At 50.7% G+C, this 13440-nt stretch carries 13 protein-coding genes; 7 read left to right on the top strand and 6 right to left on the bottom strand.

What is annotated here, in order from left to right:
• Positions 1-37: 37 nt before the first annotated feature.
• Together BM082_RS16140 and BM082_RS16135 are read right to left on the bottom strand one after the other, a co-directional pair.
• Complete coding sequence (locus tag BM082_RS16140) at positions 38-472, bottom strand: DUF411 domain-containing protein (protein ID WP_017017502.1); 435 nt, start codon at positions 470-472, stop codon at positions 38-40.
• A 210-nt stretch (positions 473-682) separates the two neighbouring features.
• Positions 683-3343 carry a cation transporter gene (locus tag BM082_RS16135; RefSeq protein ID WP_422111075.1) on the bottom strand — a complete coding sequence of 887 codons (2661 nt, stop codon included), beginning with the start codon at positions 3341-3343 and terminating at the stop codon, positions 683-685.
• A 222-nt stretch (positions 3344-3565) separates the two neighbouring features.
• On the opposite strand from BM082_RS16135, the gene cueR reads away from it, so the two are divergent.
• Positions 3566-3958 (top strand): Cu(I)-responsive transcriptional regulator, encoded by a 393-nt coding sequence (gene cueR, locus BM082_RS16125; protein WP_017017504.1) that lies wholly within the window; start codon positions 3566-3568, stop codon positions 3956-3958.
• 83 nt (positions 3959-4041) lie between these two features.
• Here cueR and BM082_RS16120 read toward each other — a convergent pair whose 3' ends face one another.
• The 3 genes from BM082_RS16120 to BM082_RS16110 form a co-directional block, all read right to left on the bottom strand.
• Complete coding sequence (locus tag BM082_RS16120; RefSeq protein ID WP_074927747.1) at positions 4042-4896, bottom strand: co-chaperone YbbN; 855 nt, start codon at positions 4894-4896, stop codon at positions 4042-4044.
• A 465-nt stretch (positions 4897-5361) separates the two neighbouring features.
• A complete protein-coding gene (locus tag BM082_RS16115) occupies positions 5362-6189 on the bottom strand; it encodes an SDR family oxidoreductase (RefSeq protein WP_074927744.1) in 828 nt (275 codons plus the stop codon).
• A 20-nt stretch (positions 6190-6209) separates the two neighbouring features.
• Complete coding sequence (locus tag BM082_RS16110; RefSeq protein WP_017008054.1) at positions 6210-6806, bottom strand: arylesterase; 597 nt, start codon at positions 6804-6806, stop codon at positions 6210-6212.
• On the opposite strand from BM082_RS16110, the gene BM082_RS16105 reads away from it, so the two are divergent.
• Together BM082_RS16105 and BM082_RS16100 are read left to right on the top strand one after the other, a co-directional pair.
• Positions 6805-7482 carry an ABC transporter ATP-binding protein gene (locus BM082_RS16105; RefSeq protein WP_074927741.1) on the top strand — a complete coding sequence of 226 codons (678 nt, stop codon included), beginning with the start codon at positions 6805-6807 and terminating at the stop codon, positions 7480-7482. The two genes, BM082_RS16110 and BM082_RS16105, sit on opposite strands and share 2 nt — an antisense overlap.
• Positions 7479-9920 (top strand): ABC transporter permease, encoded by a 2442-nt coding sequence (locus tag BM082_RS16100; RefSeq protein ID WP_074927738.1) that lies wholly within the window; start codon positions 7479-7481, stop codon positions 9918-9920. Before BM082_RS16105 ends, BM082_RS16100 begins: the two co-directional genes overlap by 4 nt.
• 93 nt (positions 9921-10013) lie before the next feature.
• Here BM082_RS16100 and BM082_RS16095 read toward each other — a convergent pair whose 3' ends face one another.
• Positions 10014-10910 (bottom strand): TIGR01777 family oxidoreductase, encoded by an 897-nt coding sequence (locus tag BM082_RS16095; RefSeq protein WP_017008048.1) that lies wholly within the window; start codon positions 10908-10910, stop codon positions 10014-10016.
• A 171-nt stretch (positions 10911-11081) separates the two neighbouring features.
• On the opposite strand from BM082_RS16095, the gene BM082_RS16090 reads away from it, so the two are divergent.
• The 4 genes from BM082_RS16090 to BM082_RS16075 are packed head-to-tail and all read left to right on the top strand — an operon-like array spanning position 11082 to position 13385.
• The gene (locus BM082_RS16090) at positions 11082-11840 is read left to right on the top strand and encodes a DUF1538 family protein (protein WP_371735782.1); all 759 of its coding nucleotides are present in this window, start codon (positions 11082-11084) and stop codon (positions 11838-11840) included.
• Complete coding sequence (locus tag BM082_RS16085; RefSeq protein ID WP_074927735.1) at positions 11837-12643, top strand: DUF1538 domain-containing protein; 807 nt, start codon at positions 11837-11839, stop codon at positions 12641-12643. Before BM082_RS16090 ends, BM082_RS16085 begins: the two co-directional genes overlap by 4 nt.
• On the top strand, positions 12643-12993 hold the full coding sequence (locus BM082_RS16080; protein WP_017008042.1) for a P-II family nitrogen regulator: 351 nt from the start codon (positions 12643-12645) through the stop codon (positions 12991-12993). The genes BM082_RS16085 and BM082_RS16080 overlap by 1 nt, the downstream gene beginning before the upstream one ends.
• Entirely contained in the window at positions 12990-13385 is a 396-nt protein-coding gene (locus BM082_RS16075) for a CBS domain-containing protein (protein WP_017008039.1), read from the top strand. Before BM082_RS16080 ends, BM082_RS16075 begins: the two co-directional genes overlap by 4 nt.
• The last annotated feature ends 55 nt before the right edge of the window (positions 13386-13440 follow it).

The following is a 13440-nucleotide window of genomic DNA, read 5'->3' as shown; positions in this document are numbered from 1 at the left end:
ATTTTCAGTATGGAGGCTAAGGGTATAAAAGTCAGCTTTAGTTGTGCTTGTTATACACCATGGTCATGCCTGTATGAGAAAAGGCGACAACGTTATATGCATCTTTCTGGTTGCCATATTCCATACCCGGAGAGCCCATAGGCATGCCAGGCACGGAAAGGCCTGCCAGTTTAGGTTTCTTCTCTAAGAAGCTTTTTACGTCGCTGGCAGGGATGTGGCCTTCGAAAACATACCCATCAATAACGGTTGTGTGGCAAGACGCCAATTGAGGCTTAATGCCGAATTTTACTTTAATTGGGTCCATGTTGACGTGATCTTCAGAAATCATGTCGAAGCCATTGTCTTCCATGTGCTTTACCCACTCTTTACAACAGCCGCAGTATGGGGATTTATAGGTTGTACCTGTTGCAGCCAGTGTGCTTGTTGAAAGCAGAACTAGGGATAATGCGGCGAACTTCGGCAGGTTTTTCATTTGTTTTCTCCTCAATGCGTCGAGACTTTATTGCAGCAGAGCGGCGAGTGTTGCTCGCCGTCTGCCACGTTTTTATCGCTAGGTGGCACAGCCGCATTTGAAACGACTGCTACCACGAAAGCGTTATTTACTCTTGGGTATCATTTTTGTCTGCTAGCCAAAACCACCAGATGATTAGCCCAATCAGGCCAATGCCTACGAAATTAATGATCATGCGTTACCTCGTTTGGGTGCAAACCAACGCAGTCGATTGGCGTTCATCACAACCGTAATGGAAGACAAAGCCATGGCTGCGCCCGCAACAACCGGGCTCAGTAACGTGCCGGTGAGGGGATATAGCACACCCGCGGCAATGGGAATACCCAGTGAATTGTAAACAAATGCGCCAAACAGGTTTTCCTTCATGTTTCTGAGCGTCGCTTTGGAAAGCAAAAGACCGTCCGTTGCCGCATCAATGGAGTGGCGCATTAGCGTCATTTGCGCGCTTTCGATGGCCACGTCGCTGCCGCTACCTATTGCAATCCCCACTTCTGCTTTTGCTAACGCAGGTGCATCGTTGATGCCATCACCAATCATGGCAACACGACGCCCTTGCGCTTGAAGGCGCGTGATTTCATCGGCTTTACCGTCAGGCAGAACGCCGGCAACCACCTCTTCGATTCCTGCTAAAGCAGCAATGGCGTTCGCGGTATCGGGATGATCTCCCGTCAGCATCACCACCTTATAACCGAGCGCATTTAAGCGAGTAACGGCGGCTTTGGAATCATGACGCAGTGGGTCACTAATGCCGATGATGCCAAGCAATTGGCCGTCCGTGGCGAGATAGACCGCCGTTTCACCTTGCATGGCGACGTTTTTGGCCGCGTTCGCATGTGCTGAGAGATCGATATGGTTCTCTTCCAACAAACGCGCATTGCCGAGTATGTAGGTTTGACCATCGATGACGGCTTTTAGCCCCTTACCGGGAATGCCTTCAAACTGGCTGACAGCCGCTATAGAGAGGGCACGGTCATTTGCAGCATCAATCACGGCCTTGGCAAGTGGATGCTCAGAGCCTTGTTCAAGGCTGGCTGCAATGCGCAGCAAACCATCATCCGTTCCGTGCATAGCAAGGATGGACGTCACCTGCGGCTTGCCTTCGGTGAGCGTGCCTGTTTTGTCGAGCACGACGGTATCGATGCGTGACGCGTGTTGAAGTGCTTCAGCATCACGGATCAGAACACCCAACTCTGCCGCTCGGCCAACGCCTGTCGTGACAGACATCGGTGTTGCTAATCCCAATGCGCAAGGGCAGGCAATAATCAGTACCGTGGTAGCAGTGACAAGCATAAAGCTCAGTTTCGGGTCTGGCCCAAAGTTGTACCAGCTTAGCGCCGTTAATATCGCGATGATCATGACGGTCGGAACGAAAATGGCAGACACGGTATCCGCCATTCGTGCCAAAGCAGGCTTACTGCTTTGTGCCTGACGCACCAACTGGATGATGCGTGACAACATGGTATCGCTGCCGATGCCTGTCGCTTTAAACAACAAACTGCCATTTTGGTTGATGGTGCCCGCATGCAAGGTGTCACCGTGCGTTTTGCGCACCGCAAGTGGTTCGCCCGTCAGCATGGATTCATCAACGAAGGTTTCACCGTCTTCAACGATGCCATCAACCGCAATTTTGCTGCCCGGTTTAACGCGTAGCGTCATGCCAGCTTGAACATCGGCCAAGGCCACTTCGCGTTCTTGGCCATTCTCAACAATGATGGCGGTCGCAGGTTGGAGATCGAGCAAGCGATCTAACGCCTTGGACGTGGATGCGCGCGCTTTGGCTTCTAGCGCATGCCCCAATGTCACGAGGCCGAGAATCATGGCTGTCGCTTCGAAATACACATGGCGAGCCTGTTCAGGGAAAAGCGCAGGTGCGAGAACAACTGCCGTGGAGTAAAGCCACGCAGAGCCGGTTCCCAATGCGACAAGCGTGTCCATACTGGCGCGATGATGTCGCGCTGCCTTAAACGCATTCGCGAAGAAGTGTTTCCCCGCAGTGCACAGCAACAGCAAGGTGACGACTGCAATGATGCCCCAACCGATTTGGCTGACGGTGCTTTCGACACTCATGGTGCCGCCGAGCATGCCCCACAACATCAAGGGTGCGCCTAAGCCTAGGGCAAGCCATGTATTGCGTTTATGTTCGGCAAATTGCGCGGTATGAAGCGCCGCTTGGCGTTCTCGACGCGTTGCTTCATCTTCGCTGAGTTCAGCGCCGTAGCCTGCTTGCTCAATCGCAGTGATCAACAAGTTCGCATCAACATCGCCGGAAACGAGCGCAGTGCGCTCCGCTAAATTCACATTCACGGTATTAACGCCCTCAACAGCCCTGACCGCTTTTTCTATCGAAGAAACACAACTCGCACAGCTCATGCCGGAAAGAATCAGTTGCTGAGTATGTGCTGAAGTACGTGGCTTTTCTTCGGGTTCAGCTTTGGTGTCTGTGAGAGGCTCAGGTACGGCTTCATCATGTGAAGTGCTTTCCGCGTCTGAGACTGCAGGCACGTGATACCCCGTGGCTTCGACAAGGTGAATCACGGCGTCTTTGTCAAGCAACCCGGTAATGCTGGCTTCTGTTTTGCTGATGTCCTGCGAAAACACGTGCGGGTTTGATTCAAACGCACTCGTCAGTTTTGCAACGCACTTGCCACAGCTCAGCCCTGCAAGCGGAACAGTAATGGTGTTACCCGCCTGATAACCCAGCGTATTAACGGCTTCTAGAATCGCATCAAGCGGCGCATCCGCATTCACCGTCAGGGAGTGTGTGTCTGCATCAACAAATGTTACGCCTTCAATGGCTTCTGCTGCACTTTTCACTTTTCGTGCGCAACCCATGCAGCTCAATCCTGAAAGGGGAAGCGTGATCACCGATGTGTCTGATGTCGGCGTCGATGCGACAACAGTGTCTAAATCAGCCATGAGCGGTACCTTTTACTTAGCATGCCTTGCTTGCGATCAAGCGGGTCTTTTGTTCATAATGCAAAGCATAAACCTTCCAGTAGATGTAAGGTCAAGCGCGGTGTTAATGCTGTGATATTGAGTCAGCAGGAGTGAGCGATGAAGATTAATGAGGTGTCACGGATTACTGGCTTAAACGCCAAAACCATTCGTTTTTATGAGCAAAAGGGTGTCATCAGCGAGCCGTCACGCAGTGAAAATGGCTATCGTGATTACAACGAGCGTCAGGTGAATGAACTGCAAATGATTCGCCGTTCTCGATTGGTGGGATTTAGCCTCGATGAATGCCAAGCACTGCTCGATTTGTCGAGAAATCCAAATCGAAGAAGTGCTGACGTAAAGCAAAAGGCATTGGAAAAAATTGACGAAATTGATGAGAAAATCAAAGAACTTCAAGCCATGAAAACGAGCTTGAAAACGTTGGCCAGTGCGTGTCCTGGAAATGACAGCGCGTGTTGCCCAATCATTGAAGCTTTGTCTTCATCTGACTAAACGAAGAATACAGCTCAACGACAAAATATATTGATAAAAAAAGCGCCGAGAAGGCGCTTTTTCAGTACTGCAGAGAAAGGAAATCAGTAAAGCAGAGAATAAAGTTGACGACGATAGCGTGCGGCGACTTCGTTGCCTTGACCCAGTGCCGCGAGAATATCCATCATGGTTTTCTTCGCTTCGCCATCTTGCGCATTTAAATCTTTACGCAGTAGACCAATCAAAAGCTCTAGTGCTTCTTCTTGTTTGTTCACCTGGCTCAATTGGATCGCTAGCTCAAACGCTAACGATGTGTTGGTTGGGTCAGCATCGTAGGCTTTCTGCAACTCACGGATCTCTGGGGTATCCGCGGCTTGTTTGTGAAGCTCTACTTTTGCCATCAAAGCTTTGTATTGCGCGTCTTGATCTTGCATGAGCACCGTTGCAAGCAAGGCTTCAGCAGCGTCATATTGCTGTGTTTCCACATAGCATTCCGCCATGGCTAGCTTGAACAAGCCAGCTTCACCGAGAATAGTCTCAAGTGGCTTTAGCACGGCCTGTGCTTCTGTGTATTGCTCGTTGGCAATCAAGGCTTGTGCTTGTTTGAAGGTCATTTCTTCTTGGCTAGGCAAGTGACGGGTTAGCATCTCGCGAACGCTTTGTTCTGTCTGAGGGCCACCCAGGCCATCAACCGGTTGCCCGTTGCTAAACAATGCGATGGTTGGTAATGCGCGCACGCCAAATTGAGACGCAAGCATTTGTTGCTGTTCACAATCAAGCAGGGCAAGGGTGAATGCGCCGCCGTATTCATGAGCCAGTTTTTCGAGAACAGGCGTTATTTCAGTGCTTTCTGGGCTCATCTGTGCCCAAAAGTGGATCAGTACAGGTGCGGAGGCTGAGGCTTCCAACACTTGCTGAAAGTTCTGCTCGGTAAGTTCAACAATGTAGTTCGGGTGCATGGATTGGCCTGATCATTTAAGTAATGCTGTAAAGGTGGGGCGGCAGCGCTGAAAATTCAAGGCATTAACCCGTGAATTTATGCCTAGATAACAAAGTTTGAGGGAATCACCTGAATTGATGATACTGGCAGCACATTAGGCAAGATCGAAAAAGGCCACCGTTATCACAGTGGCCTTCTCTTTGGCGCTTGTCGAATAGTTCGCTGACTTAGAAAACAAGCAAAACCGCCAGCGTCACACTCAAACAGAGCCAGTTCAATTGACTTAGGGACATAGCCCGGCTCCTTTGGGGAATTTATAATTTTTTGTGGTCCCCGTTCACGGCCTGATCCGACACTCATCACATTAATTTGGTTGTAGGGGGCAGGTGTTTCACGGTACAGGAGCTATGTTACCCAGCATTTATGACAAGAATGTGACGGTGAAGTCATGATCTTCCGATTTATTTTTGCGATCTAACTAGCATCAACCACCTTTCGCCAAGATCTTGTCGAGCATTCTAGATGGAAGTAGCCTTTTACAGAGCGCCATATATTGCGTGGGTTTGGTGACGCGATAACGAATTTTAGGTGTCGCAGCCGTCAGTGCGTGAAGCAGTGGAGGCACGATTGCCTCAGCAGGCAAGGTGTATTTGTTGGTTGAATGCTCGCTTTCAAGGCGGTCTTTTTGTGATAGATAGGCGTTGGTGAAGCGACTTGTATCAATGTTTATCGCGCGATGAAATGCTGCGAGAGCATTGGCGCGAAAGCGACTTTCGATAGGGCCTGGCTCAATCAAGCTTATTTGAATGGGCGTGTCAGCGAGTTCGAGGCGAATGGTGTCTGTCCAGCCTTCAATCGCAAATTTGCTGGCGTTGTATGCGCCGCGAAATTTCAACGCGATGATGCCAAGCACGGAGCTGTTTTGAATGATCCGCCCTTTTCCATTGGCATGCATCATTGGGATCACCGCTTGCGTGAGTGTGTGCCAGCCGAAGAAGTTGGCCTCAAATTGCTCGCGCAGGGCATCCGTTGGAAGATCCTCCAATGCGCCGGGCTGACCATACGCCCCGTTATTGAATAACCCATAAAGTGTTCCGCCAGTGTGTGCCTTGACGGTTTCAACCGCAGAAAGAATGCTGGCCGTGTCTGCAAGATCGAGTTTGATGCAATGCAACCCTTCTTGTTGGAGACGTGTAACGTCTTCGTCTTTTCGGCAAGACGCGATGACATCAAAGCCTTCTTTTACCAATGCATGTGCGCATACATAGCCAATACCCGTTGAACATCCTGTGATGAGAACCGTGTTATTCATTCTTATGTATTTCCTTGTTTTTACAGGTTTGGCGTAATGTGTTCTTGCATGAAATCAGCAATCCACGGTTGAGCAATGGCTTTAGGATGAAGGCCATCTTGCATCATCCATCCTTCCGTCATCACGACTTTTTCCATAAAGAAGGGAATAAGTGGGATTTGCATTTCTTTACTTAACTCTGGATAGATATCTGCAAAAGCATTGCTGTATCGTTGACCATAATTAGGTGGGATTTGAATTTGCATGAGCATGACTTTAGCGCCACTTTCTTGGCTCAAAGTGATCAGTTTTGTCAGGTTCTCGCGTATTTTCTTTGGCGGAAACCCGCGTAATCCATCGTTAGCACCAAGTTCAATCACTACCCAGGCCGGAGCATGCTGTTCGAGTAAGGCTGGGAGACGGTCAAGGCTGTTGCCACTGGTGTCGCCTGAGATACTGGCATTGACCACTTTGGTTACCGTGCCTTGGCCGACCAATTGAGGCGCTAGAAGGCTAGGCCAACTTTTTTCAATCGCCATTTGATAGCCAGCACTCAAGCTATCTCCAAGTACAAGCAATGTCTGTCCGACGGCGCTTTGACTGATAATCAAAAGACAAAAAGAAAGGATGCGAATCATGACAACTCCAGTGATCAGGGCGAATAACGTCACGAAAACAGTGACAACGAATGCACAGACTCTGACCATTCTGCAGGATGTTTCCCTTCAGGTCGAGCAGGGCGAAAGTATTGCTTTGGTTGGGGTTTCTGGCGCGGGTAAATCCACCTTAATGACATTGCTCGCTGGGTTAGATACCCCAAGCACCGGAGAAATCGAGCTTCTCGGTAAGCCGCTTAGCCAATTGGATGATAATGGGCGAGCCGCACTTCGCGCCGAATCCATTGGGTTTGTTTTCCAAAGCTTCCTCCTAGTTCCTTCATTGAATGCGCTCGAAAACGTCATGCTCCCTTGCACCATTCGCGGGGATGACGAAGACGAAGACCGTGCACTCGAATTGCTCGCCTCCGTGGGATTGAAAGGTCGTGAAACGCACCTTCCTTCCCAACTCTCTGGCGGCGAGCAACAGCGTGTCGCCATTGCGCGCGCATTCATGACGCGCCCTCGCGTGCTGTTTGCGGATGAGCCGACTGGCAACCTTGACCAACATACCGCGGCGACGGTGATCGATTTACTTTTCTCGCTTAACCGCGATCACGGGACGACGCTGATTCTTGTTACGCATGATCCTGCATTGGCGGATCGCTGCACGCGCACATTACACATCAACGCGGGTGAGCTGGCGGGGGTTGCATGAGCGAATCTCGGAATAAAAAGAAAGGCACCTTAGTGTGGCGCTGGGCGTGGCGTGAATTATTTCATGGCCAGCTCTGGCCCGTTGTTGCGGCGTTGGCGCTGATCATCGCGTGTGTGTTTGCCTTGTCAGCATTGGCGGGGCGCATTGAATCTGTATTAACTCAGCAAGGCCGATCGATGCTGGCTGCTGACCTCGTGCTGAGAAGTAATCAGCCTCTCACCGAACAAACTCTCGCGAACTTCGAAACCCTTGACGTTGAAGTGTCAGATCAAACCCGATTTGGCACCATGGCATTTAGCCAAGACAACATGCAACTAATTAGCGTGAAGGCTGTGGAAAGCAACTACCCGCTGCGTGGAAACCTTGAGTTGCAAGCCGATACCACGATGCACGACAGCGTGAAACCTGGCGAACTTTGGCTAGAGGAGCGTTTGTTTACCTTGCTGGATGTGCAAGTCGGTGACAGCGTGGACGTGGGGGATGTCAGCCTGCAAGTATCAGGCTTGATCGTCTCTGAGCCTGAACTTTCGTTTAACCCATTTAGCCAAATGCCTGCCGCCATGATGCACCAAAGCGATGTAGCTGCGGCAGGGGTAGTACGTCCGGGAAGCCGTGTTAACTATCGTTATTTTTTCAGTGGCGACAACAGCGAACTTGATGCGGTAAAAGCCGTGTATCCGGTGGCTGAAGGGCAACGTTGGATTGATGAAAATACCGGGGATCGCACCGGTGACATGTTGGATCGCAGTCGCGGGTATTTGTCGCTCACGGTTGTTCTTGTGATCATTATGGCAGCCGCGACCTTGCTGCTGACGTGTCAGCACTATGTTGATAGCCGCACGCAGACCCTTGCTATGGTGAAAAGCCTAGGGGCACAACGAAGCTGGGTAAGACGTTGGCTGGGCCGACAACTCGTCATGTTAATGCTGATGGCGACCGTGTTGGGGTTGTCGTTTGGTGCTGCGTTGGAATACCTGCTTCGCTTACCGTTGGCCGATGTGTTGCCATCGCCGCTACCAAGTTATGGTTTGTTGCCTTGGTTCTTGGGGCCTTTAGTGGCCTTGCTGGTGGCCTTGCCTGCGCTGGGCATTCCGCTCATTCGCTTGATCGACGCACCCGCATTGAGTGTGTTGCAATCGCAAGGGGCAGTGAAAGCAAGAAAGAGCCCTTGGAGTTGGTTGCTCGCTTCCGTGCCTATTTTGGCGTTGGTGGCGTGGTCTTATGACAATCGCCTGTTGTGGCTAGTGTTGGCTGCTTTGGTGGTGATGCTCAGTTTGCTTGCTGGCATTGGTGTGATGGTGCTGCGTTTTGCACAAAAACGTGTCACCCAACCTGCGTTCAAATTGGCATTGAGCCGCATTGCCCGTAACCCCGCGTCGAGTGGCGCGCAGCTTGGTGCGCTGGCCACTTCGTTCATGTTGCTGTCGATCATCTGGTTGCTGCGTACCGATTTGCTGGAAGATTGGCAGCAAACGTTACCGCCGGATGCACCCAATGTGTTTGCGTTGAACATCGCGAAATCTGAACTGGACGATTACGTTGGGCGTTTGGATGCCAACAACCTTGAACGATCTGAAGCGTATCCGATCATTCGAGGGCGCCTGGTGGCAAACAATGGCAATCGTTATGCGGACATGGAACCGAATCGCGAGGAGCGTGATGAAGCCCTTCGCCGCGAGTTGAATTTCACATGGCGTGATGAACTGCCTACACATAACGCATTGCTTGAAGGCACATGGCCAACGAAAGGCGGCGTGTCGGTGGAAAGTGGCATTGCGGAGCGACTCGGGTTGCGGATGGGCGATGAACTGACGTTCAGTGTGAACAGCCAAGAATTCATTGCCACCATTAACTCAGTGCGCGATGTGGAATGGCGCAACATGAAGCCAAATTTTTACTTCATTTTCGACCCAAAACTGGTCGAGAGTTTACCTGCAAACTGGCTGGTGAGCTTCCGCCTTGAAAGCGAGCAGAGCGACATCGTTAACCAGCTTGGACGTGATTACCCAACCATTACCTTGTTGGATTTGCGTACCATGAGTGGGCGCATCCAAGTGATGTTGCGCCAAGTGAGCTTATCGCTGTCAGTGCTGGCGGGCCTTGCTGTGGTCAGCGGGTTATTGCTGCTGCTCACGCTCCTGCGGATAACGCTCTCGGAAAGGCAGCGTGAAATCATGCTCTATCGCACCTTAGGCGCGAGTAAGAAACGCATCAACACCACACTTTGGGCGGAATACGGCATCATGGCCTTGGTGTCAGGTTGCATGGCTGTGGGCGGGGCAGAACTTGCGATGGCCGCATTGCTCAAATGGGGTGTTGAGCTGCCTGTGCGTTTGCACCCTGAGGTGTGGTTGAGTCTGCCTATGATCGCCGTGGGCCTTGTCTTTATGACGGTCGCTTGGATGCTGCGTGGATTGCTTGAACCCTTGAAACGTTAAATCCTGGGCCCTATTCGGCACTAAAAAAGGCACGTATTAGCGTGCCTTTTTGTTTTTTATTGGCTGATCTAACACCTCATTGAGAGAAGGCGCTTATTGGCGAAGCAAACTGTCGAGTGCTGGGCGGATTTCTTTGTAGGTGAACGTGAAGCCGTCCTCCTCCAATGCTTTTGGAATCGCCCGTTGACCTTCAAGGAGGAGTTGACCCGCTTCACCCAGCATCAATTTAATGGCAAAAGCAGGTGTGAAAAGAATGTGTGGACGGTCAAGAGACGCCGCCAGACTTTGGCTAAACTCGCGATTCGTTACTGGGTTCGGCGCTGTCAGGTTAAATGCCCCTTCATGTTCACTTTTTTCGAGAAGGTGCACGATGGCATTGGCCATGTCTTCGATGTGGATCCAAGGGAAATACTGATTGCCATCGCCGATAGCGCCACCTAATCCCAGTTGATATGGCAGTAACATTTTCTTCAATGCACCGCCTTCTTTGCTCAGAACAATGCCTGTTCTCAGCAAGCAAACTCGCGTTTTAGCGGGTCTTGCGCGCAAGGCGATTCTTTCCCAGTTTGCACACACAGCATGGGCGAAATCCGTGGCATCCACCACCAGGGATTCATCGACAATCGCGTCTTTTTGGTCGCTGTAATAACCAACCGCGGAACCGCTTATCAAGGTTTTGGGCGGATTGTCAGCCGTTAAAATGCGGCTAACGATTTTTTCCGTGATACCCCATCGGCTTGAGCAAATGATACCTTTTTGCCGATCTGACCAACGCTTATCGACAATCGGTTCACCTGCCAAATTAATTACTGCATCGATGTTGTTGAAGTCCGTGAGCTCATCGAGATCGGCAATGGTGGTGACGGTTGAAGGCAGAACATTTTTCGCTTTTTGAGGCGAGCGCGTAAGCACGGTGATTTCATGGTCACCAAGTTTGCTGATCAAAGTGCGGCCAATGAGACCTGTCCCACCAGTAATTAGAATGTGCATTGTTAACCTTTTGCGCTGGGCTGTTGTATTGAGTATGCATTCAAATGGTTAAATGATCATTCTAGACGTGCCTTTCGTTCCTATTTTAAGCAAAACCTTGCTAACTCAATCACCCTATTCACATTGTGGTCTAGAAAGTCTGGTTACATCTGGTTACATTTGTGGGCAATTATGCGATGCTGGAATGGAGCGAGTGTGAAGGGAATCACTGCATTGCTATCCGCTATGTTGGGAAGTTTTAAAGACTTGCTCCCGATTATTTTGGTGATCGGCTTCTTCCAAGTGTTTGTGCTTCAACAACCCATGCCTGATCTTGCGTCTATCCTCGTTGGACTCGTGTTGGTGGTGATGGGGCTTACCTTCTTTGTCTTTGGCCTCGAAATGGGCCTGTTTCCGATTGGCGAATCCATGGCGCACGCACTCGCTCGAAAAGGCAGTGTCTTTTGGCTGATGGTGTTTGCGTTCCTGCTCGGTTTTGGCACGACTATCGCCGAACCTGCGCTCACGGCTGTGGCTGCGGAAGCGGCTGAAGTGGCTGCGGAAGGAGGAATGATCCCTATGGCGATGGAAGCGCAAGACAGCTACGCCAATGGGCTTAGGATCACGGTCGCACTCTCTGTGGGGTTTGCCATCATGCTGGGTGTATTGCGCATCCTGAAAGGCTGGCCGATTCATCGCATCATCATTGGTGGTTATCTCTTGGTTGTCGCGATGACCATGATCGCGCCGCGTTACATCATAGGTATCGCTTATGATTCTGGTGGCGTGACCACATCGACCATCACCGTGCCTTTAGTGACGGCGCTTGGCGTAGGCCTTGCCACAGTGATCAAAGGGCGAAACCCCATGGTGGATGGCTTTGGCCTGATCGCGTTTGCCTCACTTTCTCCCATGATTTTCGTCATGGTTTACGGCATGGTGGCGATATGACCTTGCTTCAATCCCTCATCCCTACCTTCTTTGATACCTTTCTTTCGACCGTGCGCGATGTGTTTCCCATCGTGTGTATTTTGTTTGGTTTCCAATTCGCCGTGTTACGTCAGCCCATCGCGAACCTAAAACGCATCGTGTTTGGTTTTGCGTACGTGCTGTTTGGTTTAACGCTCTTTTTGATGGGGTTGGAAATGGCGTTGTTCCCGCTTGGGGAATCCATGGCGATTCAGCTCACTGCGCCTGAATTCCTTTTTGGGGAAGGCGGCATCATGCCTACACGAGTGCAATGGCAGCATTACTATTGGGTTTACATCTTCGCGGCTGCTATAGGCTTTAGTACCACGGTGGCGGAACCGTCGTTGATTGCGGTCGCCATTAAAGCGGCGCAAGTGTCAGGTGGTGCAATCAGCGTGAATGGATTGCGTTTTTCTGTCGCTTTAGGCGTATCCATTGGGATTTCATTGGGTTGCTATCGCATTGTGGAAGGCGACCCGATTCATTACTACATCATTGCCGGTTATGTACTGGTGGTGATCCAAACCTTTTATGCGCCGAAGTTTATTGTGCCACTGGCCTATGACTCCGGCGGGGTGACAACATCGACGGTAACGGTGCCTTTGGTGACAGCACTTGGTCTTGGTCTTGCGTCTACGGTACCTGGGAGAAATCCCATGATTGATGGTTTTGGGTTAATTGCGTTTGCCAGTCTCTTTCCGATGATCACCGTTATGGGCTACGCCCAAATCACGGAATGGGTCGCTAGGCGTCAACGTGTCAGTAACAAAACGAGGGAATCCTAATGCGGTTTAAATTGATCGTCGCTTTTATTGAAGATTCAAAAACAGATGCTGTGCTTGATGCGGCACGGAAAGCGGGGGCAACCGGGGCAACGGTCATCAATAATGCGCGCGGTGAAGGGCTGACAAAAAAGAAAACCTTCTTTGGCCTGACGCTGGATGTTCAACGCGATGTTGTCCTGTTTTTGGTTGAAGAACACCTTGCTCGCAGCATTCTCGAGACCATCAATGACGTCGGGGAGTTTGATGCCAGTTCAGGGAAGGGGATCGCGGTACAGCTCGACGTGGAAGATGCTGTTGGCGTGGCACACCAAGTACAAGAACTCAGTACTGTGATTGAGGACGAGCTATGAAAGAGAGCAAATGCGTAAGAGAAGTGATGAAAAACGATTTCGCACTTATCGATGGTTTAACAACGGTTGCCGAGGCCATTCGCATCGCCAGAAGCAAAGAAATTAAATGCCTGATCGTGAAAAAGCGCGATGAGAATGACGAGTATGGTTTGGTGCTAATGAACGACATCGCCAAGAAAGTGCTGTCGCAGAATAAATCGCCAGAGCGCGTGAATGTGTATGAAATCATGACCAAACCAGCACTGGGTGTGTCACCAGACATGAACGTAAAATACTGCGCGCGTTTGTTTGAGCGGTTTGGCATTAGCCGCGCGCCCGTGGTCGAAAACGGCGAGATCAAAGGGATCGTGAGTTACAACAGCATTGTTATGTTTGGCATGTTGGCAGACTGATTGCGCGCAGTCTGTTCGTGGCGACTTCCTTCTGTGTTATCCGCTTCTCATGTAG

It is taken from the genome of Enterovibrio norvegicus DSM 15893 (genome assembly GCF_900115495.1).
In the GTDB taxonomy this organism is placed as follows: Bacteria; Pseudomonadota; Gammaproteobacteria; order Enterobacterales; family Vibrionaceae; genus Enterovibrio; species Enterovibrio norvegicus.
This window is presented reverse-complemented; position numbering and strand designations above follow the sequence as displayed.